Origin of the sequence: Kribbella sp. NBC_01245 (assembly GCF_036226525.1) — a bacterium.
Taxonomy (GTDB): domain Bacteria; phylum Actinomycetota; class Actinomycetes; order Propionibacteriales; family Kribbellaceae; genus Kribbella.
Genome location: NZ_CP108487.1, coordinates 7,747,415 through 7,772,640, shown reverse-complemented (window position 1 = coordinate 7,772,640; position 25,226 = coordinate 7,747,415). Strand labels below are relative to the sequence as shown.

Genomic DNA, 25,226 nt, shown 5'->3' with positions numbered 1-25,226 from the left:
GCCCGACGACCAAGTGGCGATGTCAAGAACTCCGGGTCAGCTCCGACTAGAGGCTGACACCGAGAGAAGGAGAACCACCATGAGCACGCTCGCCGTCCCTGGCGCCACCCTGTACTACGAGACGCGCGGCGAAGGTCCTGCGCTGCTACTGATCTGTGGTGGCATCTACGACGCCGAGGGGTACGACGCCCTCGCGACAGCGCTTGCTGATCGCTACACGGTCATTACGTACGACAGGCGCGGCAACTCCCGTAGCCCGCTAGACGCCGCTCCGACGCCTCAGACGATCCAGGAGCACGCAGACGACGCGTACAGGCTCTTGCAGGCCGTAGGCCCGGCGTACGTCTTCGGAAACAGCTCAGGCGCCCTAATCGCGCTAGAGCTCGCCACAAGCCACCCGGACCACGTCAAGGCCGTGGTAGCGCATGAGCCGCCAGCGTTCGCCGTACTGCCCGATGCGGCGTACTACGAGGCTATGGCGAAGGACGTCGAGCAGGCGTTCGCAAGCGACGGCCCGGAGGCGGCGATGGGCGTGTTCGCGGCTGCGCTCGGGATGACCCAGCAAGAGCAGCAGGCCGAGCCGAGCCCGGAGGCGATGGGCCGGATGATGGCGAACATCCCGCAGTTCATCGGCTACGAGGTGGCGCCGTTCAGCCGGTACTCCCCCGACCTCGACGCGTTGCGGCGGCACCCGCGGATCGTCCTGGCGGCCGGTACGACGTCCGCGGGCGAGGCGCCGCACCACGCCGCGCTAGCGCTTGCCGGGGAGCTCGGAACCGAGCCGCTCATCCTGCCCGGCGACCACGGCGGCTTCGGCGCCCACGCGGACGCCTTCGCCACCTCATTGACCAAGGTGTTCAGCCGAGGGTGAGCCAGGCCGTGAGGATCTCCTCGCACTGGACGATCTCGGCCTCGGGGACGAACTCCTTCTGCGTGTGCGCGAGCAACGGATCGCCGGGGCCGTAGTTGACCGCCGGTACGCCGAGTTGGGTGAAGCGGGCCACGTCGGTCCAGCCGAACTTCGGGCTGGGCTTGCCGCCGACGAGCTCGACGAACGCGGCCGCGGCGGGACGGTCCAGCCCGGGCATGCCGCCCGCGGCCGAGTCGCTGATGACCAGGTCGAAGCCCTCGAACACCTCGCGCACATGCGCCTCGGCCTCGGCCTCCGACCGGTTCGGCGCGAACCGGTAGTTCACCGAAATCGTGCACACATCCGGTACGACGTTGCCGGCCACGCCACCGGTGATGGCGACGGCGTTCAGGCCTTCGCGGTATTCCAGGCCGTCGATAATCACCCGGCGTGGCTCGTACGCCTTGAGCAGCGCGAGCACGTCCCCGGCGGCGTGCACGGCGTTGACGCCCATCCACGAACGCGCGGTGTGCGCCCGCTCGCCGGTCAGGGTGATCTCGGCCCGCAACGTGCCCTGGCAACCGGCCTCGACGACTGCGTTCGACGGCTCCATCACGACGGCGAACACGCCCTCGAGCAGGTCCGGCCGATTCGCGACGAGCTTGCCGAGGCCGTTGTACTCGGAGGCGATCTCCTCGCAGTCGTAGAAGACGTAGGTGATGTCCCGGTTCGGCGCGGGCAGGTTCGCGGCGAGGCGCAGGCCGACGGCGACACCACCCTTCATGTCGCAGGCGCCGAGCCCGTGGATCAGGCCGTCCGCGCGCCGGGCCGGCAGGTTGTCGTTCAGCGGAACCGTGTCGAGGTGGCCCGCGACCACGATCCGCTCGTCCCGGCCGAGGTCCGTCCGCGCGACGACGGTGTTGCCGAACCGCGACACCTGGAGATGTCCGTACGCCGAGAGGGCAGTCTCGACCGCGTCCGCGAGGGCCTTCTCGTTCTTGCTGACCGACTCGAGATCGATCAACGCGACGGCCAGATCCGGCCCGGACACAGTGAGGTCGAGAGTCATAGCCCGAACCCTAACGGCCCTCGCCTTATACCTGGGATTCTGAAACTATCTCCGATATGGGAGAACAATCCAGGATCGCCGTCGTCACCGGTGCGGGTGGTGGCATCGGCGCCGCGTGCGCGATCGCGCTCGCCGGCCAGTACGACGCGACGCTGTGCGTGGACCGGGATCTCGCGAGAGCGACCGCCACCGCCGAGGCAATCGGCGGGCTTGTTTTGCAGGCAGACGCCGAAGACCCGGACTTCGGCCAAACGGTCGCGGCGGAGATCGCCAAACACGGCCGAACCGCCGTCGTCGTACACGCCCTCGCCTATGAGGAGCACGCGCCCGCCGCCGACCTCACCCGCGAGTCGATGCTGCGAAGCCTCGCGCTCGGCCCGGTCGCCGCCTTCTCCCTCTTCCAGGCCTGCGCGTCAGACGGTGCCGCACTCATCGCGATCGGGTCCTTGCACGAGACGCAGCCCTTCCGGAATTGCGTCGGCTATAACGCGGCACACGGCGCACTCGGCCAGGTCGTACGGACGCTCGCGCACGAGTGGGCGCCACGCCGGATCCGCGTCAACGCCGTCGTACCCGGCTGGATCGAGACCCCGGGTGAGCGCGAGCTGTACGGCGCGGACCACCTCGCAATGGCCTCGGCCGGTCTGCCCTTCGGCGCGATGGGTACGGCCGCGCAGATCGCGGAAGCGGTCGCCTTCGTCGCGAGCGCGTCGTACATGTCGGGGTCGTTCGTGACCGTCGACGGCGGGTTGTCGGTGTCGCTGGCGCGGCTGCCGGGTGAGGCGTGATGAAGTACGTGTGCGTTTTCGCTCATCAGGATGACGAGATGCGTTGTCTCGGCACGCTTTTGCGCCTTCGCGAGGCTGGGCACGAGATCGCGTTCGTGACCGTGACGAAGGGCGATAAAGGCCTGCCGTACGTCTTGGAAGCGGACGCCGTCGGGGTGCGCGACGAGGAGATGCGGAGCGTGGCGGCCGCCTTCGATGCGGAATACGTCTGCCTGGGTCGGGAGGACGGCTACACGTACGACGATCCGGGGCTGCGGCGTGACCTGCTCGCCGCGATTCGGTCCACCCGGGCCGACGTACTGATCACGCACTGGACCACCGACTACAACGCGGACCACGTCGTCACCGCGAAGGCCGTCACCGACGCCGCGTTGTTCGCCAACCTCGCGTCCTTCCCAACGGACCCCACGACAGCTTTCGCCACGGCCGCCTCGGCGGAAATCGCCATGGATGCTGCGCCACTGGGCGCGGTACCGCGGATTTGGTACGTCGATCCCGGCGCCGGCTATGGCTTCGAGGCGACGCATTTCGTCGAGCTGAGCCCGGGTCATGCCTCGCGCAAGGCGGAGCTGATCCGGTATCACCGCAGCCAGATGGACGTCATCCGCCAACTCAGCGGGACCGACTACGCCGACCAACTCGCCGACCTCGACCGACTCACCGGCAACCGCCTGATGGCCGGCCCAACCGAAGCCTTCCGCCCCTGCCTAGCCGAACGCCGAATCCCCTGGCCCTCCGACCTCCCCGGCCGCCTATAACCACTCTCATCCGTTCATTCGTCGGAATACGGCCTGTATTCAACGTGCATGGAGGCCGCATTCCGACGAATGAACGGATGAGAGTGGAGGCCCTCGCGCGCCTTTAGAGAATGCGGTGGGCCTCGACGACGTTCTCGTCGACGGTGATGCCGAGGCCCGGGCCAGGCGGTAGCAGGACGTGGCCGTCGACCAGCTCGAGGCCGGTGGCGAGGGTTGAGGCGAGGGGGGCCGAGGAGGCGTTGTATTCCTGGAAGACCGGGCCTGGCAGCCAGGCGTTGACGTGCAACGAGGCGGCCGTCAGAAGCTGAGACGTCCACGCATGCGGAACGACCAAAGCACCACGGGCAAGCGCGAGCGGGGCGATTGTCTGGATCGCCGTGAAGCCTCCACACCTCGACAAGTCCGGCTGCACGACGGAGACGCCTTCGGTCGCGAGCAACTCCTCGAACTCCCCTACCCCGCCGAGTTGTTCGCCCGTCGCCACCCGCACGTTGGTCGTCCGGCCGAGCGCGGCCAGGTCGCCGGGGCGGTCAGCGGGCAACGGCTCTTCCACCCATTGCAGGCCGAATTCCGCCAGCCCGTCGAGAATCCGTCGTACGGCGGAGAGGTCGCCCGGGAGATGCCCGTCGACCATCAGGTGTACGTCGGGCCCGACCTCATCGCGAACCGCCGCGAGCAACGACCGATCGCGCGCCGGATCCGCACCCCACGCGCCCCAACCGAACTTGATCGCGCGGAATCCCCGGTCCAGGTAAGACCGGGCGGCCTTGCGCATCTCCTCCGGCGTCTCCCGGAACAACGTGCTGGCGTACGCGAGCACGCGGTCGCGACGGGCACCACCGAGCAGGTCGTGGATCGGGCGTCCCGCGAGCCGGCCCGCGATATCCCAGACGGCGAGGTCGATCCCGCTCATCGCGTGCAACGCCGGGCCGCGGCGGCCGTGATACCAGGAATGCCGGTACATCCTTTCCCACAAGGCCGTCCGGTTCCACACGCTCTGCCCGACAACGGCGTCGCGCAGCCCCGCACAGAACTCCGGGATCTGCGTCGGCGCGTTGACCAAGGCCTGCACGATCCACGGATGCGAGTCGACGTCCGCGTAGCCGGTGATCCCCGCGTCGGTGCTGACCTTGATCAGGCTGGCATAACGCGGCCCGGCCATCTCCCCGTCGTCGAGGCGCTTACCGTACTCCACTCGGCCGTCCAGCACGAGCGCCTCGACGTTGGTGATCACGGTCATTCGCTAGTCCTTGTCGAAGAGCACGTCCGCGAAGTAGTTGGTCTGGTTGTACGACTCGGTCGGGAAACCGCCTTGGCCAACGTGGAAGACGCCGTTGCCGTTGTTGTTGAAGTCGTCCGACGCGAGTCCACGCAGTGCCCCGTTCTCCTTGGCCTTGGTGAAGACGCCTGACGTGGCGCCGTAGATGGCGTTTGGCGAGTTGTACGAGGCAACGTACGTCGTACCCGGGGTTATCCGGACAGGAGTGGCCAGACGTACCTCATGCCACCCGTAGGCCCTCTCGCCGGTAAACGTCGCTTGAGCGAGTAGTTCGCCCGTAGCCGACCAGAGCTTGCCAATGTGCGTTCCGGTATCCCCTTCGGCCTTGTAGAACCTCAGGCCAACGACTGATCCGGCAGAGATGGCCTGGAACTTCATACCCAGTTCTAGCGAGCCGACCTCGTCGTACCGGTTGGCAGGTACGTCGGTGATGTCCCACACCGACTGGACGTCCGGCTCGAACACCACGTCGGTCCAGTAGTTACTAGCCCGGTACGACTCTGTGGGCACACTACTGCCGTTGCCGAAGACACCAAGCGTTCCGTGCAGTACGCCGTTGTGCGCCTCGCGACCGTCGAAGTAGTAGTGGTTGTAGCCGTAAACGCCATCCGGAGAATTCCGTGAGGCCGTGTACGACGTATTGGCGCTGATGCGAACAGGGGTGCCGAAACGCAACTCCTGCCATCCGGCGGGACTCTCGTGCGTAAAGGTGCCAGTGGCGAGCTTGGCGCCGTTCGGCCCCCACAGAGTGCCCGTGTGGGTCGCAACGTCCTTCGGCCCTTTGAAGAAGCGAATGCCGAGCACTACGCCGTCCCGGTCGGTACGGAACTTCACACCCAGCTCAATCGGCCCGGCCTGGGAGTAGGTCTCTACGCCCGGCCCATCCTCGTCATTCCAGATAGACCGCGGGTAGTCCGTAGTGGGCTTCTTGGCCGCCCGGAAGCTCCAGAAGCGCGGCGTCATCGCTAGACCCGACAGGTTCCTACCGGTCAACTGCACGCTGACCAGCGATCCGTACGTCCAGGGATGATCCGGCGTAAAGGTGGCCGTCATCGTCGCCGCGTCGTACCGGGTCGTGCCGGGCGTGGGCGCCTCGCTGCCGCCCACGCCGATGTGGATCGTGGCCGGGTCGATCTCGTCGTCGTAGAACCGCACACTGATCACCCGATGCGGCCAGACACTGGTCTGACCGTTGACCGGCGAAATGGTGTTCTGCAGTCGCGGGAACCCAGGCGCACGACCGAGCTGCCGGATCAGCGGCGCGAAGCCGTCGTACGTCGGCGCGGGTTTCGGCGATCCCCAGAGCACTTGGGCCAACGCGCGGAACGGCTCGACCAGCCGGTACGACTGGTACTCCTCTTCCTCGACGTCGGGCAACGTCCAGAGGCTGATCTTCGCGCCGAGCAACTTGTCGCTGTCCTCCGGCACGGTGTGACCGCCGGAGAATAGTCCGACCCGGAAGTTCTCGTAGATCGGCTTTGGCTCGGGCCGGCGCACGTTCGGGTCGTAGTAAAGATAATCGCCGTTGGAGTTAGAAAGCTTGTAGCCGGAATCCACCAACTCCTGGGGCGTCTTCCGGCCGGGCCAGTGAATCCAGTGCTCGACGATCACGTTGGTGTCGACCGGCCGGGTTCCGGTGGTGAGGAGTCCGTCGTTCCAGACCCGCATCGTCTTGCCGTCGGCGCGCACCGCCTGGTTGACGTCGTTGATGAAGCCGTAGAAGAGATCCGGCGCGACCGCCGACGAGCCGTACAACGCCTTCGCCCGTTGACCGAGCTGCGGGTAGAGGTCGTACCGCACGGGGAACGCGGGCGGGGTGAAGTCGACCAGGTACTCGTCGGCCCCGAGATGCCAGTACGGCGTATCGAACTCGGGGGTGAGACCGGTGACGATGCCCTTGGCGTAATCCCAGGCGGCCTGGTTCGAGAGGTCCAGCGTGTTCCCGCGATTCGGCAGCGCGTAGTCCTCGTGGCCGACCAGGAGTTTGGTCATATGGCCGGGCATGTTCGACTGCGGGATGACCGTGATGTTGTAGCGGGCGGCCTCGGCGGCGATGTCCTTCATCAGGGCGAGCGGGGTGGTGTCGTAGCCGACGTACAGCCAGAGCATGTTCAGCTTCAGGTACGACATCTCGCGGATCTGGCCCGACCACCAAGCGCGGGTGTACGTCTTCGGCGCGTTGGCGACCAGGAATCCCCGCTCGGCGAACCGCGGCCAGTCCCGGGCGAGGCCGGCCGGGACCTGCCGGTTCTGCCGGATCCACTGCAGCAGCGTGCGGGTTCCGTTGAAGATGCCTTTGCGCGTGCCGCGGATCTCGATCGACGAGCCGACCTGGATCTCGTAGCCCTCGGCGCCTAGGTCGGGGATCGTGGCGAGCTTGAGGCGGATGTCGCCTGGGTTCACGACCGGCTGGGCCTCGACGACGACCGGTACGCCGTACCCGAGGCTGCGGAAGTCGTCGGTCAGCACGTCGCCGGTGACCTGCAGCTCGGCCGCCGACGCGGAGTCGATCCGGATCCGCGAGTCGGTGGCCACCACACCACCGGACAGCGAGAGGAAGTGCCTGCGGGCGATCTCCGGCATCGAAACTCCAAAAGTGGGCGGACTCTATCTTCGGTATTTCGAAAACATTTCCTGATATACGAGCCTAAGGTGGCAGCAGAGCCCGGGCAAGACCTTTCGACGTACGTCGACGGTCTCTTCGGCCCGGCCTACCGTTAGCGGTTAGGCGACGCCTTCGCCCTCGGCCGGGCGGGGCAGGAACACGCAGAACTCGTTGCCCTCGGGATCGGCGCAGACGTTCCAGCTGATTTCCTCGTCCCTGGCCCGCAGCAGGGTGGCGCCGGCGTCGAGGACCGGCTGCAATTCGTCGGCGGAGACGTCCCAGTGGATCCGGTTCTTGACCGTCTTGGGCTCGGGCACCGGCACGAAAACCCAATAACTGAACGGCAAACCCGGCACGTTCTCGAGCCAGTACCACGGCACGTTCGGCTCGGTCTTGACGTCACCACCGACAACCCCGGCCCACCAACGCGCTTGCGCCTCCGGATCGGCGGAGTCCACGACCAGCTCCATCAACTTGTACGACGGAACGTGCTCGCGAACGAACCCGCAGAACTCCCCGCCCTCCGGATCGGCCATCACCGCCCAGTGCTGCTCGTCCGTAATCGGGCTGAGCATCTTCGCGCCGAGCTTCTCCAGCGCCTCGATCGACGCGGCAGTGACATCGAGATGAACCCGCTGCTTCACGGTACGCGGCTCAGCCACCCGGTTGATCCAGATCGTCTTCTCCGGCCGATCCCCAACCAGCACCTCGGGATTGTCCGCAGGCGACGTCAGCCCGAGCAGATGCCCCCAGAAATCCGTCATCGCCCGCGGACAGTTCACGTCGATACACAGATCCTTGAACCGCGCCACCGTCATAACCTCAGGCTAAGCCTTCCCCTCATTTCCCCCGCGAGCGGTCACATCCGACCCACTCCCTCCCCTACCCTCCCGCGAGCGGTCACATCTGACCCGCCACTACGCCCCCTCCCGCGAGCGGTCGCACCACGCAACGGCGCCACCTCCCCACGCCGAGGGCACACGCCCCCTCAAGACCAAGGACGCACGCCTCCTCAAGACTGCGACGATCGGTCCCAATTTGCCGCTGCAAGCTCGCCTGCACCTGACAGGTAGCAGAAGAGCGGCAAATTGGGACCGATCGTCGCAGTCTTGTGCACCACCCGAACGCCAGTCGTCGTGACCACCTACCGCGTGCGCGGCATTCACCGGTCGCAGTCTTCGGCACCCACCCGATAGCCATTCGCCGCGCACCACCTGCCGTCGTGCGCGGGGCGTTGGCCGGGAGGGCAGGCCCGGGGCCGGAGTGGGTGGTTTAGGGGGTGGTGTGTTTGCGGTAGTGGCGGTTTACGCGTTCGCGGTTGCCGCAGGTTGGGGTGCACCAGGTTTGGCGGGGGTCGTCTTGGAGGAAGTACTTCACGCAGCGGGCTGCCGGGCAGGCCCGCAGTCGGTCCCGGTCCGGGCCGACCAGGAACCCGACTCCCGAACGGCCGAGGGCCGCGATCAACAGGTCGATCGGCTCGGCCAGACCTTCGACCGGCTCCCATCGCGGGACCGGACCGTCCGACGCCCACTCCAATAGCGGTCCGCGTAGATCCTTCGCCGCGTCGTTGAGTTGGGCGATCGCAACTCCGGGCTCGAGGAGTCGCTGTGCGTCCGCCTTGCTCGCCGCCTCCAGACCGACGACCTGCGCGAACAAGGACCGAACCGCCCGCCGCACCCCGACGATCCGCTCGACGCCCTCCGCATCGGCCTCGAAGCGGTTCAACGCCCCCGCGAGCTCCCCGACGAGCCGACCCGCGAGGTCTGCGTTATCAAGCACCCAAGCGTCGACCTTCGCAGGCGAATCCAGCCCGTCCGCAACGCCACCCTGGCCGTCATTCCGGATGGTCGCCGCCAGGTTGAACGCCAGCAGCCCTGCACTCACCTGCCCTGTACTCACACGCCCCGTACTCCCATGCCTGTAATCACAAGAACTGATCCTAATGGCAAACCCGCTTGCTGCCGTTAGAACTCCTCGACTATCTTCTAATGGCAGTTCCGCCCACTACCATTAGGAGATTCGTGATCCCGATCGATGAGGTACGCCGTGCGGCTGATCGCCTGGCCGAGGTCGTCACCGGGCTGGACGAAGAGGCCGCGCGAGGGCCGTCCGCGTTGCCCGGGTGGTCACGAGGGCATGTGCTCACGCACATCTCGGACTTCAGCCGCGCGATGACGCGGCAAGCGGAGTACGCGCTCGCCGGCAAGACGATCGAGGTGTACGACGGCGGCAGGCCCGGGCGTGATGCCGGGATCGAGGCCGGCGCGGGACGCCCAGCCGACGTACTCGCGCAGGCCGTGCTCGACGACACGGCCGGGCTGCTGCGCGTCTGGGAGAAGGCTGGGCCGGAGGACTGGGCTCGGCCCGTCACCTACCGGAACGGCGACCTCCTGGGTACGGCGTACTGCGCGTGGCGGGAGTTCGAGATCCATATGACCGATCTGGATCTCGGGCCGTCCACCGACGAGTGGTCGACGGAGTTCTGCCTTCACCTACTCGACTTCCTCAGCCCGCGCCTGCCCAACGACGTACCGCTCGAACTCAAACCAACAGACGCCGCCTGGCTAGCCGGGCGCACAGCCGGACGACCGGGCTATCCCGACCTACTCCCCTGGCCGTGATCGCCACCCCTTCCCAGCCGCGAGTAGTCACATCTGCGCCCACGGCGGCGCCTCCTGGCGAACCGCCCACCGAACAGAGGCGACCACTCGCGAGAGAGGGGTCAGAGCTGACCACTCGCGGGAGAAGGGAAGGCCAGCACGAACCTGGCACCACTCGCGGGGGAAGGGGAAGGCGTGCACGAACCTGGCACCACTCGCGGGGGAAGGGGAAGGCGTGCACGAACCTGGCACCACTCGCGGGGAGGTCAAGAAGAAGGCGGCGTCATTTGAGGCCGGTGGTTTTCATGGCTTCGACCAGGCGACGTTGGCCGGCTAGGAAGATGGCAACGGTGGGGAGGGCGGCTACCACCGACGCGGCGAGGATGAGGTTCCAGGCTGAGGCGTATTGGCCCTGCATTCCCGAGATCCCGAGCTGGATGACCCGCAGGTCCGGGTTGCGGGTGATGGTGAGCGGCCAAAGGAAAGCGTTCCAGTTGGCCAGGAAGAACAGCACCGAGAGCGAGGCGAGCACCGGCCGGCTGATCGGCAGGATGACGCTCCAGTAGCGACGCCAATAGCCGCAGCCATCGAGGTCGGCCGCCTCCTCCAGTTCGCGCGGGATGTTCAGGTAGTACTGCCGCAACAGGAAGATCCCGAACGCATGGAAGATCGCCGGCACGATCAGCCCGGCATAACTGTCGAGCATGCCGAGCTGTTTCACCACCAGGAACAGCGGTACCAGGATCACCGGCAACGACACCAGCAACGTCGAGAGGATGCCGCTGAAGATCAACCCCCGGCCGGGAAAGCGCAACCGGGCCAGCGCGTACGCCGCCATCGAATGGAAGAACAACGCGATCACGGTCACCACGACCGATACCAACGCGCTGTTCCAGAGGAAGCGCGGCAACGGGATGCGCAGCAGGACGTACTGGAGGTTGTCCAGCGTCAGATTCGACGGCCATCCCATCGAGAACATCTCGTCGGGCGGTTTGAGCACGCTGAACAAGACCCACAGCAACGGCGCCACCGTGATCAACGCCAGCAGATGCGCGGCGACCGGCAACAACCAAGCCCGCTTAGTCCTCACTGAACCGACCTCCCCGGGTCAGACCGAACATCAGTCCCGTGCAGAGCACCAGCAACCCGACCACCAACGTCGTCAACGCGGCTGCATAGCCCACGTTGTTGAAGGTGAAGGCCTGTTCGTAGATGTAGAACACCACCGTCGAAGTCGATCGCGCCGGACCACCCCGGGTCAGCACGAAGACCAGGTCGAACGCCTGCAACCCCGTCACCGCGCCGATGGTCGAGTTGACCAGTACGAAGAAACTCGTTGGCCGGAGCAACGGCCAGACGACGTACCGGAATCGTTGCCATCGGCCCGCACCGTCAACGCGAGCGGCGTCCTCCAAATCGGCCGGGATGTCCTTCAACCCGGCGAGAAAGACGAGCATCTGGTAGCCCATCACAAACCAGACACTGATCAAGATGTACGTCGCGAGCGCCAGCTGAGGCGTGCCCAGCAGCGAGACATCCTCCAACCCGAACGGCCGAAGCAGACCCGAAACAGCGCCCTGCTTGTCGACCAGGAGGAACTGCCAGACCAGTCCGACCACGACCAGGCTGATCACGTTGGGCAGGAAGAACGAAGCCCGAACCCAGCCGATCCCGCGGAAGTGATCCCGCACCAGCAGGGCCAAGCCGAGACTGACCAGAAAGGCCAACGGCACAAAGGCCAGCACGTAAATCCCGGTGATCCGCAGACTGTCCAGCAACTGCGCATCGTCCGCCATCAGCCGATAGTTGCCCAGGCCAACGAACTGGTAGCCGCCGAAACCGTCCACCTTGTAGAAGGCGACCGCGAACGCGAGCAGCATCGGCAACGCGACGAAGACCAGCAGCCCGAGCACGTCCGGCGCCAGGAACGCGTACGCCGCGAGCGCCTCCCGCCGCTTGCGCGTCATCGGAGTCTTCGACGCAGGAGCATGGACGCGACTGGAAGTGGATGGAGATCGAGTAAGCGTGGTCATCAGATGATCGGCGCGCCTTGGTACGTCTTCAGGTACGCGTCGATCCGCTGTGCGGCATCGGCCGCCGCCTTGCCCGGGTCCGCCGAGTCGAGCTGGCAGGCCTGGATCGCGTCCGACACGGCCTTGTAGACCTCCGGTGGGTACCGCGGCTCGCTCTTACCGGTCGGCACGATGTCCTTCGCGAACGTCGACAAAGCGCCTTGCGCGAACGAGCCGGCCTTGTCCGCGGCAGCCTGGACCGACTTGCGCGGCGGCAGGTTCGTCTTCACCACGGTGTTCCACTGGCGTTGCCGCTCGACTCCTTCGGCATCGGTCGAGGCCAATGCCCAGGCGCAGAACTTTGCGGCGGCCTCCGGGTTCTTGCCCTTGGCGTTAGCCACGAAGGCCCAACCACCCATATCCGTGACGGCCTTACCGCCGGCCGGCAACGGAAGCGGCGTCAGGCCGTACTCGAACTTCTTGAACTTGGCGTTGAGGTCGGAGACAGACCAGATCCCGCTCTGCTGCATCGCGACGGCCCCCGAGCAGAGGTTGGCGCCGATGTCACCACCGCCATCCCCCAACGGCTTGCGCGGCGCCATCTTGCCCTTGACCGTGTCCTGCCAGAACTTGAGCGCTTGCACCGCCGCGGCCGAGTCGAATGCGACCTTGCCGTCCTTGACCGCTTCCCCGTCACCCATCCACATGAACGGGTACCAGGTGAAGTTCTGGTAGTAGCCGGGCAGAGTCTCGAACAGTACGCCGTACTTGTTGGTGCCCGTCAGTTTGTCCGCAACGGCGAGTAGCTGGTCCCACGTCTTCGGCACATCCGCCTCGGACAGACCGGCCTTCTCGAACGCCGCATGCCCGTAGTACAAGGCGAGTGGCTCGACCTCCATCGGCAGGCCGAAGATCTTGCCGTCGACCATGCGGGTGTCGAGCACTCCCGGGATGTAGTCGGCCTTGGCCTCTTCCGAGAGATGCGGCGTGAGGTCCTGCAGCACACCACCGTTGTAGTAGCGCAGGAAGTCGCCCGGACTGATCAGGAAGATGTCCGGCCCCTGCCCGGACTGGAAGGCGGTCTGCAGCGCGGAGCCGTTCAAGTACTCCTTGCCGGGGATGTAGCGCAGGTTGACCTTCACGTCGTTGTTCGCGTTCCACCGCTGGGTGATCTCGCCGAACCAGGTGCTCTGCGGATTCTTGTCATCAGCCGGGCCGTAGAAGTTCCAGAACGAGAGATCCTTGCCGTTGCCACCGGCATCGTTACCGCAGGCGCTGAGCAGAGAACCGGCCGCGAACGCACCCAGGGCGCCCTGCAACACGGTTCGGCGAGTGACTGACATCAAGCCCTCCAGGATGGGCAATCGATTTCTCCGCAATCTACGATCGAGCCCCAGTCGGGTCAAGACCCAACCACCGCCGATTCCAGCGCGACCCGGATTCCCCTTGCAGGCAAGGTCGTGGCTGCGTTGACACAGAGCCACCCCCTTGCCTACGGTGCGGGAAATCGATTTCTCATCACCCGTCGATAGCGAGGCCAAACGAATGCCCGATCACACCGCCGGCACCGCCCGGGGGCTGGCGGCCGCGCGGACCGCGATCGAGACCGAGGCGGCCGCGGTGCTCGCCTTGGCCGGACGAATCGACGGCGTCTTCCTCGACGTACTGGCCGCCGTCGCGCAGTGCGAAGGCCACCTCGTCGTCACCGGTCTCGGCAAGTCCGGCCTGGTCGGGCGGAAGATCGCCGCCACGCTGGCGAGTACCGGCACACCCGCCACCTTCATCCACGCGGCCGACGCGTTGCACGGCGACTCCGGTGCCGTCACGCGCCGGGACATCGTGCTCGCCTTGTCCGCATCCGGCGAGACGGCCGAGGTGTGCGCCTTCGCCCGGATGCTGGCCGAGCGGGACATCCCGGTGATCGCGATGACCGGCGGGGAGAAGTCCACGCTCGCCCGGCTCGCGACGTACACGCTGGACACGATGGTGCTGCGCGAGGCCGATCCGCTGAACCTGGCGCCGACCGCGTCCACCACCGCCGCCCTGGTGATGGGTGACGCCCTGGCCTGCGCGCTGGTGGCCTGGCGGGACTTCACGCAGACCGACTTCGCCCGGTTCCATCCATCCGGCGCGCTCGGCCGGCGGCTCCTCGGCGACGAACTGGGCGACGAGTTGGGCGACGAAGACGGCGAAGAACTGGGGGATGACTGATGACGGCGTACGACGTCGCGGTGCTGGGCAGTTTCATGAAGGACCTGGTGGCGAGCGCGGAACGGCGGCCGCTGCCCGGTGAGACCTTGCACGGCACGGGATTCGCGGAGTTCCTCGGCGGCAAAGGCGTGAACCAGGCGGTCGCGGCGGCCCGGATGGGTGCGAGTACGGCGATCGTCGGCACGGTCGGCGCCGATCGGTATGGCGACGAGTTCCTCGCACTGCTGGCCGATCACGGGGTGCACACCGGCCGGGTGCTCCGGCATCCCCGGCTCGGTACCGGTGTCGGCCTGCCGGTGGTTCTCCCCGATGGCAGCAACTCGATCATCATCGTGTCCCGGGCGAACGCCGCGATCAGTACCGCTCAGGTCGAGGCCGCGGCCGACGTACTGACCAGGTGCCGCGTGCTCAGCGTCCAACTCGAGCTCCCGGTCGAGGCCAGTCGTACCGCTCTCCGGATGGCCAAGGCCGCGGGCGCGACCACGATTTTCAACCCGGCACCGGCGGGACCGGTCGATGCCGGCCTGGCCGACGTGGTCGACATCCTGGTGCCGAACGAGGTCGAGGCCGCCGAACTCACCGGCCAGAGCTGCGACGACGAGGATGCCTTGCCGCGGATCGCCCGCCGGCTTGCCGACGAGTGGGACCTGCAAGGCTGCGTGATCACCCTCGGCTCCCGCGGCGTCTACCTGCTCGACCGATCCGCCGGCCAAGAGCACCGGATCGGCGGCCACGACGTCGCGACCATCGACACCGTCGGCGCGGGCGACGCCTTCTGCGGTTCGCTCGCCGCCTCCATCGCGGCCGGCGCCTCACTGCTCGAGGCCGTGGAACTGGCCAACGCCGCCGGAGCGCTCTCCACCACGGTCAGCGGCGCGGCCGCATCGGCCCCGGCCCGGACCGACGCGCTCGCGCTCCTCACCAGGGCCGCCTTCCCCGCCTGAACGACGCGACCGTGAGATTCTTGGTCCTGACGGATCTGGGATCGAGCGCGGGAGTGAGCATGACGACGACGATCTACGACGTGGCGCGTAGCTCGGGTGTCTCCCCTGCCACGGTCTCCCGGGTGCTGAGCGGCCGGCGCAACGTCGACCCGGTGCTGGCCGAGAAGGTCCAGGCCGCCGTGGCGAAACTCGGCTACCGCCCGAACGGCGTCGCGCGGAACCTGCGCCGAGCCAGCACCAACCTGTGGGCCGTGGTCATCTCCGATATCGAGAACCCGTTCTTCACCTCACTCGTCCGCGGCCTGGAGGACATCGCCCAGACCGAGGGCTACCACGTCGTGCTCTGCAACAGCGACGAGGACCCGGCCAAGGAATCGGCGTACGCGTCGGCCGTATTGACCGAGCAGATGGCCGGCGTGGTGATCTCCCCGACCAGTACGGCGGACGGGGTGCGGCAGTTGCACGAGGCCAAGACGCCGATGGTGCTGATCGACCGCAAGGTGGACGGGGTCGACGCCGACACCGTGCTGGTCGACAACGAACACGGCGCGGCCGAGGGCGTACGCCATTTGATCGATGGCGGCTATCGCCGGATCGCGTGCATCACCGGACCGCGCAAGGTCAGTACGGCAATGGACCGGCTGGCGGGTTATCGCGCGGCCCTGCGCGGTGCGGGGATCCGGTCCAACAAGGACCTCGTCCGGCACGCCGATTTCCGCGAGGCCGGCGGGTTCGAGGCGATGGAGAGTCTGCTCGACCTGCCCGAACCGCCCGAGGCGCTCTTCGTGGCGAACAACCTGATGACCGTCGGCGCGCTCGAGTGCCTGGCCAAACGAGGTCTACGCGCTCCCGACGACATCGCCATCGTCGGCTTCGACGACATCCCGTGGGCCAAGCTGGTCGTACCGTCGCTCACCACGGTCGCCCAGCCAACGTACGAGCTCGGCCGCCGCGCCGGCCTACTACTCAAGGAACGCATCGCCGAACCCGGCCGTCCGCCGTCGACGGTCACCCTCCCGACCCAGCTCCACATCCGCGCCAGTTCCGTCCCGCGTTAATGCGGCGGTGGTGGCGGGGTGTTGCCCTCGCGGATCCACGCGATGTAGTCGGCGGCGGTCTCCCCGGCAGCCCGCACACGTAGGCCGGCCTTAAGAGCGCGGGTGTTGTCCAGCTGGAAGGTTCCGTCGTTACTGCCGTCATGCGGCAGGCCGAGATAGTCGGTCGCCGGGTTCCAGTCCACCGGCACCGGCTTGCGCGCCACCCGCTGCCAGGCGTCGAGAAATGCCTCGATCGTCAGCGTCGGGCTGACCGCGTTGAACGGACCGGGCCGGCGCTCGGCCGTGACTTTGAGCAGAAAGTCCGCGAGGTCCCGGGCGTCGAGATACTGGAGCGGCTGGTCTGGACGCGCGGCGCAATCCAACTGCCGCCCCTCCGCCAGTGGCTGGCCCCACGGACCGAAGTCCGGGCCATACCGCCCGACGATGAACCCGGATCGCACGTACGTCGCCCGCTCGCCCAGTACGTCCGTGAGGATCTGCTCGCAGCGCACCTTTTGTGCGCCGTAGACGTCCATGCTGAAGGCGTCATCCGCCGTACCGTCGGGCCAACCGACCAGCGGCGCCGCCTCGGTTTGGTACGGCGTGACCTTGTCCGCGTAGACGCCGATGGTCGACATGAACGTGTACTGGCCGACCCGGTCCGCGAGCAATTCCGCAGTACGTCGAACGTCCGTGCCGACGAACCCGGAGAAGTCGACGACGCCGTCCCACTCGCCCTCGGCCAGCGCGTCGGGCCGGCTTCGGTCGCCTCGCAGCTGGCTCGCTGTCGGGAACAACCCCTGGCCGGTCTGGCCGCGGTTGAACAGGGTGACGTCGTGCCCATCCCGGAGCGCGGCCTCGACCAGGTGGCGGCCGAGGTACTTCGTGCCGCCGAGCACGAGCAGCCTCATTGGATGACCCCATTCTCCAGCGTCGTGGTGAGCTCGCGCAGGTCGGCGAGCAGGCCGTCGATCCAGGTCAGCGACTCGGGCACCGTACGGCGTCCCTCGGTGACGATCCAGGTCAGTGCTTGCAGGGTGAAGCTGATTCCCCCGACCGCCAGCTGCTTTTGCGTCAACTCCGGGTCGTTGCCGCTGACAACGTTGTAGTGGGCAACCACTTCGGCCGGATCGACGCCGTCCTTCCGGGCCTCCCGGGTCAGCGTGTAGAGGTCGGCCAGGTGCGGAGCGACGTACGCCGCGGGCCAGTCGATCGCGGTCCAAGTGACGCCGTCGGACACCAGGTTCTTTGGCACGAAGTCGCCGTGTACGACCCGGTGTGGAGAGGTCTGCCCCAGCTCGCGCAGCGCAGGTACGGCGAGCGCAAGCGTCTTCGCCCGCAGCTCGCCGTCGGGAATCTGGCCGATGAGACCGTCGAGCCGCTGCGACCGAGCCTGCGAAGCCGCGACGCTCCCGATCGTGACGAGTAACTCCGCGGCGGCCAGGTATCCCTCGCGGCTCGGCCGTTGCTCCAGCGTTGCCGCACCCGCGTCCGCGAGGACCAGGATGATCGCGTCAGCATCCCGGTGCAGGCGGAACAACGTCGGGGCAGGAAGACCAAGCGGGATGACGAGCTGTTCGTACGCATTCGCTTCCGCGGTCTGGCTGTCGGTTCCGCGCTTGACGATGACGCTGCGGCCGTTCGCGGACGTCAGGCGCCAGACCTCGGAAGAACCCCACTGCCGCAGGGTTTCCCCGGTCAACTCGTCGACCGTTGTCGCTCCGGTCGCCGCGAGCACGTCGGGTTCGACCGGGTCCAGCCAGGCGGGGCGCATGGTGAACTCTCCTTGGGGTCGCGGTACCGGCCGCCAAGTAGACCACTTCGCGCCGATGGACGCGCTTGGTTTTTCAGACCGTGCAGGCGGTGTGGATTCGGGTGATGAGGCCGCGGTTGACGCGGAGGGGGTCCAGGTCGGTGCAGATGCGGTGGGGGCCGTTCGGGTCGGGCGTGAAGCGGGTCAGGCCGGCGTCGGGGCCTTTCGGTACGACGTCGATGCGGCCGCGTTCGAAGCTGAAGAGGTCGGGCTCGACCAGCATCAACGCGGCGGCCGGATCGTGCGGGACGTTGTGGTTCTCACCGCGGAATCCCCAGTACTGGCGCATCTCGGCGGCCAGCAGCGCGCCGAGCTCACCGGCGGCGGCGAGCTGCTCCACCACCGGCAGGCCGAACTGCAGCCGCCGGGTCTGGTCCAGCCCGATGATCGTCACCGGCTGCTCCGAACCGAACACGACCACGGCCGCGTCGACGTCGCAGTGGATGTTGTGCTCGACCTGGCCGTCGACGAACTCGCCACCCATCAGCACCAACTGCTTGGGCACGGAATCCTCGCGCTCCAGCGCGGCGGCCAGATTCGTCAGCGGGCCGATGGCCAGCACGGTGGTCGCCGAGGCGAGGACTTGCGCGGCGTCGTACGACGTATTGACCTGCTCGCGGTCGAGGCCGTTCATCAGCGCGCCTTCGTGACCGGGCCAATACACCTCGCGGCCGGACCGTGGTTCGCCTATCCCGGGCACGATCGGTCCGACCGAACGACCCGCGATGGCCGCCACCCGGCTGGCCATCCGCGCCCGCAACAGGACATCGCCGTACACCGTGGTGATGCCCTCCAGCTTGAGCTCCGGCGAGCCCAGCAACACCGCCAGCGCAAGCACATCGTCGACGTCGGTACCCAGGTCTGTATCCAGCACGAGCGATTGAGCCATCAGGTAGCCTCCACCGGGATTCTACTGTTGCCCATACATCTGGCAGGCTTTCGGTATGACTGACAACCTCCACTCCCGCGCGTGGGGCTTCGGCCTCGCCACCGTCACCCAGAACGGCAGCGTTCTCGACGTCTGGTACCCGGCGCCCGAACTCGGCGAGGCGCCCGCGGACGCGAAGGCCCCGGCCGAACTGGTCGCCGCCGAGGGCAAGGACGAGCTGCGCCAGGTCCGGCGTGAGGTCGTGCAGACGGTCATCACCCTCGGCGAGGCCCCGGCGGATGTGGCTGACGCCTATCTGCGACTGCACCTGCTGTCGCACCGCCTGGTCCGCCCGCACGGGCTGAACCTGGACGGCATCTTCGGCGCCCTGCCGAACAACGCCTGGACGTCGCACGGGCCCGTTCCCGTCGACGAGCTGGAGCAGGTCCGGCTGCGCGCGCGGGCCGCCGGGTTGCACCTGTCGGTCACGAGCGTGGACAAGTTCCCCCGGATGACCGATTACGTCGTGCCGAGTGGCGTGCGGATCGGCGACGCGGACCGGGTCCGGCTCGGCGCACACCTGGCCGAGGGCACCACCGTGATGCACGAGGGCTTCGTGAACTTCAACGCCGGCACCCTCGGTACGTCGATGGTGGAAGGGCGGATCGTGGCCGGCGTCGTGGTCGGTGACGGTAGCGATATCGGCGCGGGCGCCTCGATCATGGGCACGCTGTCGGGCGGCGGCACTCAGGTCGTCTCGATCGGCGAGCGCTGCCTGCTCGGCGCCAACGGTGGTACCGGTATCTCCCTCGGCGACGACTGCGTAGTCGAGGCAGGGCTCTACGTCACCGCCGGCACCAAGGTCACCCTCCCGGACGGCAAGGTCGTGAAGGCGCGCGAGCTGTCCGGTCAGCCAGGCCTGCTGTTCATCCGCAACTCGGTCAGTGGTGCTGTGGAGGCCCGGCCGCGCAAGGGTCAGGGCATCACCCTGAACGAGGCGCTGCACGCCAACGCATGAACCCGGAACCCTGGTACGGCGTCCGCGCGTTGAGCGAGGTATGCCGATGAACGGACGCCACTTCCTCGTGGTCACCGGATTGCTCACCGTGACGGCCGTCGCCGCCGCGGGAGCGATGGCGTGGCTCGGCAGCGAGGGCATCGGGCCCGTGCCGCTGCGCGAGCAGTGCCTGGCCAAGGCCGGTCCGACCGAGGTGGAGCTCGACCTGGACCAGGCCGAGAACGCGGCGATCATCGCGGGCGTCGCGACCCGGCGCGGGCTGCCGGTCCGGGCCGTCACGGTCGCACTCGCCACGGCGTACCAGGAATCCGATCTGCGCAACCTCAACCACGGCGACCGGGATTCGCTCGGCCTGTTCCAGCAACGGCCTTCGCAGGGCTGGGGTACGGCGACGCAGGTCCGCGATCCGCATTACGCCGCGGGCAAGTTCTACGACGCGCTCGTGAAGATCAAGGGCTACGAGAAGCTGGCCGTCACGGTCGCGGCGGACAAGGTCCAGCGCAGTGCCTTCCCGGACGCGTATGCCGATCATGCGGACGACGCGGCCGTGATCGCGTCATCGCTGACCGGGCAGGTGGCAGCGGCGTTCACGTGTGTGGTCCGGCATGGCGGTTACGCCCCGGAGCAGCTCGGCGCCAACGGACTGACGCCGCGCGCGGACGCCGTGCGGAAGAACCTGATCGAGACCTTCGGCAAGCTGCCGACCGGTGGTTATGCGGCCGGTGGCGTGCGGTCCGGGCACATGGAGGGCTCGGCGCATTACGACGGCCGGGCGGTGGACGTGTTCGTGCGGCCGATCTCGAAGGCGAACACCCGCAAGGGCTGGGTCTATGCGAACTACCTGGTCGCGCATGCCGAGAAGCTGGGCATCACCACGGTGATCTTCAGCGACAAGATCTGGACGTCGGGCACGCGCTCGAGCTCCGGCTGGCGGGAATACAAAGCGCCGCAGCGTGCCGGAAACAACGACACGCTGCGGCATTTGGACCACGTCCATGTGGACGTGGCCGAAGACTGAGGACTGCTTACTCGTCGTGCTCCTGCGGGGGCAGGGCCGCGACGAACGGGTGGTCCTTGTCGATCTTGCCCATCTTGGACGCGCCGCCCGGGCTGCCGAGATCGTTGAAGAAATCGACGTTCGCGGTGTAGAAGTCCTTCCACTGCTCCGGGGTGTCGTCCTCGTAGTAGATGGCCTCCACCGGACAGACCGGCTCGCACGCACCGCAGTCGACACACTCGTCCGGGTGGATGTAGAGCATCCGGTTGCCTTCGTAGATGCAGTCGACAGGACACTCCTCGACGCAGGCGAGGTCCTTGAGGTCAACACACGGCTGCGCGATGACGTAGGTCACTGGTACTCCTCCTATGGCCGGCGATCGCACGGGGTTCGGGCGGCGATCGCAGGTACAGCTGTCACTGGGGTGGTGCTGACAGTCTTAGTATCACGGTAATACTCGCCCCACTCTGCCAGGAGTCCGCATCGTGTCAGGCTTGTCCGCCCGTGATATCGGCCACCGTGTCGTGGTCCGGTACCGCCTGCCGGAGCCCGTAGACGGCCACACCCGCACGGACGTCCTCGGCGTACTGCAGGCGCTTGACGGTCAGGGCTTGGTCGTACGGCGCGCTGACGCCTCGCTGGAGGCCGTTCCGCTCGACCGGGTGGAAGCGGCCAAGCCCATCCAGGCCATCCCCCTGCGCCGGGTCGACCGGGACCAGCTCCTGCTCGCGACGGGCCTGAACCGTCCAGCGGCCGAGACGATCCAGCTCGGTGACTGGCTACTCCGCGCCTCCGGCGGCTGGACCGGCCGAGGGAACTCCCTGCTGCCGTACGGCGATCCAGGTATGCCGGTGGAGAAAGCCCTCGCGGAGGTGGCCGACTTCTACCGCACCCGGCGGCTGCCGCCCTTGGCGCTGACCGTGCTCGGGAGCCCGTTGGAGGAGGTACTACGCGACGAGGGCTGGGTGGACGCGCGTCCGCACCAGTCCGACGTACTGATCCTGCACACCTCGATAGACCTGGTGAACGCCGATCCGGGCTATGAGGTCCAGGTGACCGACAGACCCGACGACGAGTGGTACGACGCGACCGCCGAGGTGGTGCCCGCTATCGGTCGCCAGATGCTCGAAGGTCCTACCGGGCCGGTGGGGTTCGCCTCGATCCGCATCGACGGCCAGATCGCTGCCGTTGGGCGTGGTGCCATGACCGGGCACTGGCTCGGCATCGACACCGTCCACGTCCGCGACGCCTACCGCCGCCGCGGCCTCGGCACCGCCGTACTCCGCGGCCTCGCCCGCTGGGCCGGTTCGCTGGGCGCACGCCGCACCTACCTGGAGGTGGTCGAGGAAAACACCCCCGCCCTAACCACCTACACCACCCTGAGCTTCACCGAGGCCTACCGCTACCGCTACCGCACGCTCCCCTGACCCTCCTTTGCATTCATTCGTCGGAAGCCGTCCTCTCCCGCCGCCGACCTGTGCTGATCCGGCTAGGGCCAAGAGGACGGTTTCCGACGAATGAATGCAAAGGAAAAGCGGACGCCGCCGTTAGGGTCGGGCGTATGACGGATTCGTATGTGGGGGATTTCGAGGGTCGGGTCAAGCTCGAGTATGCGCCGCATCCGGATGACGGGGTGGCGGATCCGGGTGAGGTGGTTTGGACCTGGGTGCCATTCGAGGATGACCACAGCCGGGGTAAGGATCGGCCGGTGCTGGTGGTCGGGCATGACGGTCACTGGCTGCTCGCGCTGATCCTCACCAGTCAGGACCACGACCGGGATGCCGCCGACGAGGCCCGCCATGGGCGCGTCTGGCAGGACATCGGCAGTGGTGCCTGGGATCGGGAGGGCCGGCCGAGCGAGGTGCGCCTGGACCGGGTGCTACGGATCGACGCGAACGACGTCCGTCGCGAAGGCGCGGTCATCGACGAGGCGACGTACGGGGCAGTGGCCGAAGGCCTGCAGGCCCTGCGGCCGCCCCACTAGCGGACCGCACGCGAACCGACTGAGGCCGTAGTCCCAGGGACTACGGCCTCAGTGCTGTCTAGCGGTCCGAACCGCCCGGCTTGCGGTTGTTCGGTGGGCCGGGTGTTGTCGGCGGCTTCGTCGGAGTCGGTTTCGGCTCGCACTTGATCAGGTCTGCCGCGTTGTAGTTCGTGGTGAACGACTCGGTCTTGACCCGGGCGCCGTTCTTCGCGAAGTAGCGGTAGATCTTGATGTCGAAACCGGCCGTCGGCGCCTGCGGACGGCAGCCCGGCTCGGTGTTGTAGACGGTCTTGGGCGCACGGCCGTTGTACCGCTCGGAGGCGCCGGCGGTGATGTCCCAGACCTTGGTGCCCCAGATCTTCACCGTCAGCATGCCCTGGTTGCCGGGCGTCGACTTCCTGAAGATCGTCTCCACGAAGATGCCGTTACCGGAGTCGTTCAGGAAGCGCAGGTCCACCGACGGCCAGGCCACGGTCGCCTCGCGGCCGACCGGGTAGCGGCTGATGTAGACGCTGTGGGCCTTGTGCTCGACGTCCTTCAGACCGGCGAAGAACGCCGCGTTGAAGGTCGTCGTGGCCGACTGCGAGACACCGCCACCGAGGTCGAGCACGAACTTGCCGCCGTTGATGATGTTGCCCTCGGTGAAGCCGTTCTCCCGGGTGCGCTCACCAACGATCTTGTTCAGGCTGAACATCTCGTTCGGCTTGAGCAGGGTGCCGTTGATCTTGCGGGCAGCCGTGCCGATGTTGACGTTGCGGTACTCGGCGTACGGGAAATAGGTGGTGAAAGCACCCATCACTTCCTTCACACCCAGCGCCTCGGCCTGCTCGGTGGTGAGCTTGGCCTTGCTCTTGCCCAGGCCGATCGAGACCTTGCGCTCACCCGGCGGCTTCGGCAGCGTCGCCAGGATGGCCGGCACAACCTTGTCCCGGGCAACGATCTGGCCGTCGACCGCGGGCTCCACCTGAGGCTTGCCGCCGACGATCTTGAAGGTCGCGTCCTTCGCCTCGGTCTCGAGGTTCTTGAAGCGCTCCTTGAACAACGGCTCGAGCTTGGCCGCATCCAGCGTGGGCGTGACCTGGCCGTCCTTGGTCCCGGTGAGCTTCAGCGCGGGCGCCAACTCGGCCGGCTTCAGGTCGACGAACTTGTCCCCGACAGTGAGCCGGATCGGGCCCGACATGGCGGGCTCGGCGTACTCCTTGAGGGCCTTGGCGATGGCCGGGTTCCCCGCGCCCGGCTCGGTCACGTCGGCGGGCAGCGCGACGGGCTCGCCCGCGAACGGGTAACCCTTCGTGATCGCGTCACCGGCGCCTTCGCGGTCGACCGTGATGCCAGGCGCCGGCTCGTGCTGCACCGGCTTGAGGTCGTCGAACGTGATCGACCCCTCCGTGGCCGGCTGGTCGATCAGCTTGGCGACCCGGGCGACGGCGGCGTCGAGCTTGGCCTTGTCGGCGGTGACCACTGGCGCGACCGCCTCACCGCCGGTCATCACCTGCCACATTCGTGCCGGGTTCGCGCTGCGGCCCGCGCCGGCCGCCTCGACCGTGGCGTCGACGTCTAGATGTAAGCCTGCGTCGGACGGTTTGAGTGTGACCGTCTTCTCGCCTGCCTTGAGTTTGAGAGGCGTGTCCAGTTTGTCCTTGACTGCTTCGGTCAGCTTGGCCTTGGCCTCAGCCTCGGACAGGCCACCCAGAGACACACCGAGAACGGTTGTGTCCCCTGGCACCTTGTCTCCGGTGAAGGCGAAGGCCGCCCCATAGCCGACCGCAAGAACTCCCAGCCCCGCCGCGGCGATAATGCCCGCGAGCTGCTTTCTCCCCACCGGACAGAGTCCTCCTGCTCGAACGTGATAGATGCAACGCCCCATCGTACGGTAGCGAGGGGTCTGCTCAGGTCACCGACCGGTACTTGCCCGAGAAGTAGGTGAGCGCGCTCTCTTGAGCACCCTCGCCCAGCGCGATCACCTCGCCGACCACGATCGTATGGTCGCCGCCCTCATATGTCGCCCAGGTCCGGCACTCGAGCCAGGACAGCGCGCCTTCGATCAGCGGGCAGCCCGTCGCCGGCCCGGGCACAGTCGGCACACCATCGAACTGGCTGTACAGATCGCGCCCTGAGTGCGCGAACCGCTCGGCCAGCTCGCATTGGCCTACGCTGAGCATCGAGACGGCCCAGGAACCGCAGGCCAGTACGGCGTCGTGCATCCGCACACCTTTGTCGACGCACACCAGCACCAACGGCGGATCCAGCGATACCGACGTGAAGGCGTTGGCCGTCATCGCATGCGCGACACCGTCCTGCAGCGTGCTCATGATCGTGATCCCGGTGGCGAATCGCCCAAGCACCGACTTGAATGCCTTGGGGTCGAGACCTCCGGGTGCCGTCACCCAAGC

General features: G+C 67.2%; 25 protein-coding genes. 11 read left to right on the top strand and 14 right to left on the bottom strand.

Going from position 1 to position 25,226, the window contains the following annotated elements; genetic code table 11:
* The first annotated feature begins 79 nt into the window (after positions 1–79).
* Positions 80–871 (top strand): alpha/beta fold hydrolase, encoded by a 792-nt coding sequence (locus OG394_RS35745; protein WP_328991664.1) that lies wholly within the window; start codon positions 80–82, stop codon positions 869–871.
* On the opposite strand, the gene dapE is transcribed toward OG394_RS35745, so the two are convergent.
* Positions 858–1,919, bottom strand: coding sequence for a succinyl-diaminopimelate desuccinylase (dapE, locus tag OG394_RS35740; protein WP_328991663.1), 1,062 nt, complete (start codon positions 1,917–1,919; stop codon positions 858–860). The two genes, OG394_RS35745 and dapE, sit on opposite strands and share 14 nt — an antisense overlap.
* Before the next feature lie 56 nt (positions 1,920–1,975).
* On the opposite strand from dapE, the gene OG394_RS35735 reads away from it, so the two are divergent.
* Both OG394_RS35735 and OG394_RS35730 read left to right on the top strand, forming a co-directional pair.
* Positions 1,976–2,707, top strand: coding sequence for an SDR family oxidoreductase (locus tag OG394_RS35735; protein ID WP_328991662.1), 732 nt, complete (start codon positions 1,976–1,978; stop codon positions 2,705–2,707).
* Positions 2,707–3,465, top strand: a complete 759-nt coding sequence (locus OG394_RS35730) for a PIG-L deacetylase family protein (RefSeq protein ID WP_328991661.1) — start codon at positions 2,707–2,709, stop codon at positions 3,463–3,465. The genes OG394_RS35735 and OG394_RS35730 overlap by 1 nt, the downstream gene beginning before the upstream one ends.
* A 103-nt stretch (positions 3,466–3,568) precedes the next feature.
* Here OG394_RS35730 and OG394_RS35725 read toward each other — a convergent pair whose 3' ends face one another.
* From OG394_RS35725 to OG394_RS35710, 4 genes are all read right to left on the bottom strand, one after another.
* Complete coding sequence (locus OG394_RS35725; RefSeq protein WP_328991660.1) at positions 3,569–4,705, bottom strand: mandelate racemase/muconate lactonizing enzyme family protein; 1,137 nt, start codon at positions 4,703–4,705, stop codon at positions 3,569–3,571.
* Between the two features lie 3 nt (positions 4,706–4,708).
* A complete protein-coding gene (locus tag OG394_RS35720; protein WP_328991659.1) occupies positions 4,709–7,327 on the bottom strand; it encodes a DUF4082 domain-containing protein in 2,619 nt (872 codons plus the stop codon).
* 141 nt (positions 7,328–7,468) lie between these two features.
* Positions 7,469–8,167, bottom strand: a complete 699-nt coding sequence (locus tag OG394_RS35715; RefSeq protein WP_328991658.1) for a VOC family protein — start codon at positions 8,165–8,167, stop codon at positions 7,469–7,471.
* Positions 8,168–8,621: 454 nt separating this feature from the next.
* Positions 8,622–9,248, bottom strand: a complete 627-nt coding sequence (locus OG394_RS35710) for a CGNR zinc finger domain-containing protein (RefSeq protein ID WP_328991657.1) — start codon at positions 9,246–9,248, stop codon at positions 8,622–8,624.
* Positions 9,249–9,370: 122 nt separating this feature from the next.
* Here OG394_RS35710 and OG394_RS35705 point away from each other — a divergent pair, with 122 nt between their 5' ends.
* Entirely contained in the window at positions 9,371–9,970 is a 600-nt protein-coding gene (locus OG394_RS35705) for a maleylpyruvate isomerase family mycothiol-dependent enzyme (protein WP_328991656.1), read from the top strand.
* Positions 9,971–10,232: 262 nt separating this feature from the next.
* Here the strand turns inward: OG394_RS35705 and OG394_RS35700 are convergent, their stop codons facing one another.
* From OG394_RS35700 to OG394_RS35690, 3 genes are all read right to left on the bottom strand, one after another.
* The gene (locus OG394_RS35700) at positions 10,233–11,039 is read right to left on the bottom strand and encodes a carbohydrate ABC transporter permease (RefSeq protein ID WP_328991654.1); all 807 of its coding nucleotides are present in this window, start codon (positions 11,037–11,039) and stop codon (positions 10,233–10,235) included.
* A complete protein-coding gene (locus tag OG394_RS35695; protein WP_328991652.1) occupies positions 11,029–11,916 on the bottom strand; it encodes a carbohydrate ABC transporter permease in 888 nt (295 codons plus the stop codon). The genes OG394_RS35700 and OG394_RS35695 overlap by 11 nt, the downstream gene beginning before the upstream one ends.
* A gap of 65 nt (positions 11,917–11,981) precedes the next feature.
* On the bottom strand, positions 11,982–13,304 hold the full coding sequence (locus OG394_RS35690; protein ID WP_328991650.1) for an ABC transporter substrate-binding protein: 1,323 nt from the start codon (positions 13,302–13,304) through the stop codon (positions 11,982–11,984).
* Between the two features lie 202 nt (positions 13,305–13,506).
* Here OG394_RS35690 and OG394_RS35685 point away from each other — a divergent pair, with 202 nt between their 5' ends.
* Genes OG394_RS35685 through OG394_RS35675 form a run of 3 tightly spaced genes read left to right on the top strand, consistent with a single transcriptional unit; the run spans position 13,507 to position 16,174 of the window.
* Complete coding sequence (locus OG394_RS35685; RefSeq protein WP_328991649.1) at positions 13,507–14,172, top strand: KpsF/GutQ family sugar-phosphate isomerase; 666 nt, start codon at positions 13,507–13,509, stop codon at positions 14,170–14,172.
* Complete coding sequence (locus OG394_RS35680; protein WP_328991648.1) at positions 14,172–15,116, top strand: ribokinase; 945 nt, start codon at positions 14,172–14,174, stop codon at positions 15,114–15,116. Before OG394_RS35685 ends, OG394_RS35680 begins: the two co-directional genes overlap by 1 nt.
* A gap of 59 nt (positions 15,117–15,175) precedes the next feature.
* Entirely contained in the window at positions 15,176–16,174 is a 999-nt protein-coding gene (locus OG394_RS35675; RefSeq protein WP_328991647.1) for a LacI family DNA-binding transcriptional regulator, read from the top strand.
* Here OG394_RS35675 and OG394_RS35670 read toward each other — a convergent pair.
* The 3 genes from OG394_RS35670 to OG394_RS35660 form a co-directional block, all read right to left on the bottom strand.
* Positions 16,171–17,064 (bottom strand): NAD-dependent epimerase/dehydratase family protein, encoded by an 894-nt coding sequence (locus OG394_RS35670; protein WP_328991646.1) that lies wholly within the window; start codon positions 17,062–17,064, stop codon positions 16,171–16,173. The two genes, OG394_RS35675 and OG394_RS35670, sit on opposite strands and share 4 nt — an antisense overlap.
* Positions 17,061–17,927, bottom strand: coding sequence for a phosphotransferase (locus OG394_RS35665; RefSeq protein WP_328991644.1), 867 nt, complete (start codon positions 17,925–17,927; stop codon positions 17,061–17,063). The genes OG394_RS35670 and OG394_RS35665 overlap by 4 nt, the downstream gene beginning before the upstream one ends.
* A gap of 73 nt (positions 17,928–18,000) precedes the next feature.
* A complete protein-coding gene (locus tag OG394_RS35660; RefSeq protein ID WP_328991643.1) occupies positions 18,001–18,855 on the bottom strand; it encodes a nucleoside hydrolase in 855 nt (284 codons plus the stop codon).
* A gap of 55 nt (positions 18,856–18,910) precedes the next feature.
* Between OG394_RS35660 and dapD the strand changes: the two genes are divergently transcribed.
* Positions 18,911–19,852 (top strand): 2,3,4,5-tetrahydropyridine-2,6-dicarboxylate N-succinyltransferase, encoded by a 942-nt coding sequence (gene dapD / locus OG394_RS35655; RefSeq protein ID WP_328991642.1) that lies wholly within the window; start codon positions 18,911–18,913, stop codon positions 19,850–19,852.
* Positions 19,853–19,898: 46 nt separating this feature from the next.
* Positions 19,899–20,870 carry a hypothetical protein gene (locus OG394_RS35650; protein ID WP_328991641.1) on the top strand — a complete coding sequence of 324 codons (972 nt, stop codon included), beginning with the start codon at positions 19,899–19,901 and terminating at the stop codon, positions 20,868–20,870.
* Positions 20,871–20,877: 7 nt separating this feature from the next.
* On the opposite strand, the gene fdxA is transcribed toward OG394_RS35650, so the two are convergent.
* Positions 20,878–21,204 carry a ferredoxin gene (gene fdxA, locus OG394_RS35645; protein WP_328991640.1) on the bottom strand — a complete coding sequence of 109 codons (327 nt, stop codon included), beginning with the start codon at positions 21,202–21,204 and terminating at the stop codon, positions 20,878–20,880.
* Between the two features lie 130 nt (positions 21,205–21,334).
* Here fdxA and OG394_RS35640 point away from each other — a divergent pair, with 130 nt between their 5' ends.
* Both OG394_RS35640 and OG394_RS35635 read left to right on the top strand, forming a co-directional pair.
* Positions 21,335–22,276 (top strand): GNAT family N-acetyltransferase, encoded by a 942-nt coding sequence (locus OG394_RS35640; protein WP_328991639.1) that lies wholly within the window; start codon positions 21,335–21,337, stop codon positions 22,274–22,276.
* A 134-nt stretch (positions 22,277–22,410) separates the two neighbouring features.
* Positions 22,411–22,833, top strand: a complete 423-nt coding sequence (locus tag OG394_RS35635; protein ID WP_328991638.1) for a type II toxin-antitoxin system PemK/MazF family toxin — start codon at positions 22,411–22,413, stop codon at positions 22,831–22,833.
* 58 nt (positions 22,834–22,891) lie between these two features.
* Here OG394_RS35635 and OG394_RS35630 read toward each other — a convergent pair whose 3' ends face one another.
* Both OG394_RS35630 and OG394_RS35625 read right to left on the bottom strand, forming a co-directional pair.
* A complete protein-coding gene (locus OG394_RS35630; RefSeq protein ID WP_328991636.1) occupies positions 22,892–24,655 on the bottom strand; it encodes a VanW family protein in 1,764 nt (587 codons plus the stop codon).
* A gap of 67 nt (positions 24,656–24,722) precedes the next feature.
* Entirely contained in the window at positions 24,723–25,220 is a 498-nt protein-coding gene (locus OG394_RS35625; RefSeq protein WP_328991635.1) for a flavin reductase family protein, read from the bottom strand.
* Positions 25,221–25,226 lie beyond the last annotated feature (6 nt).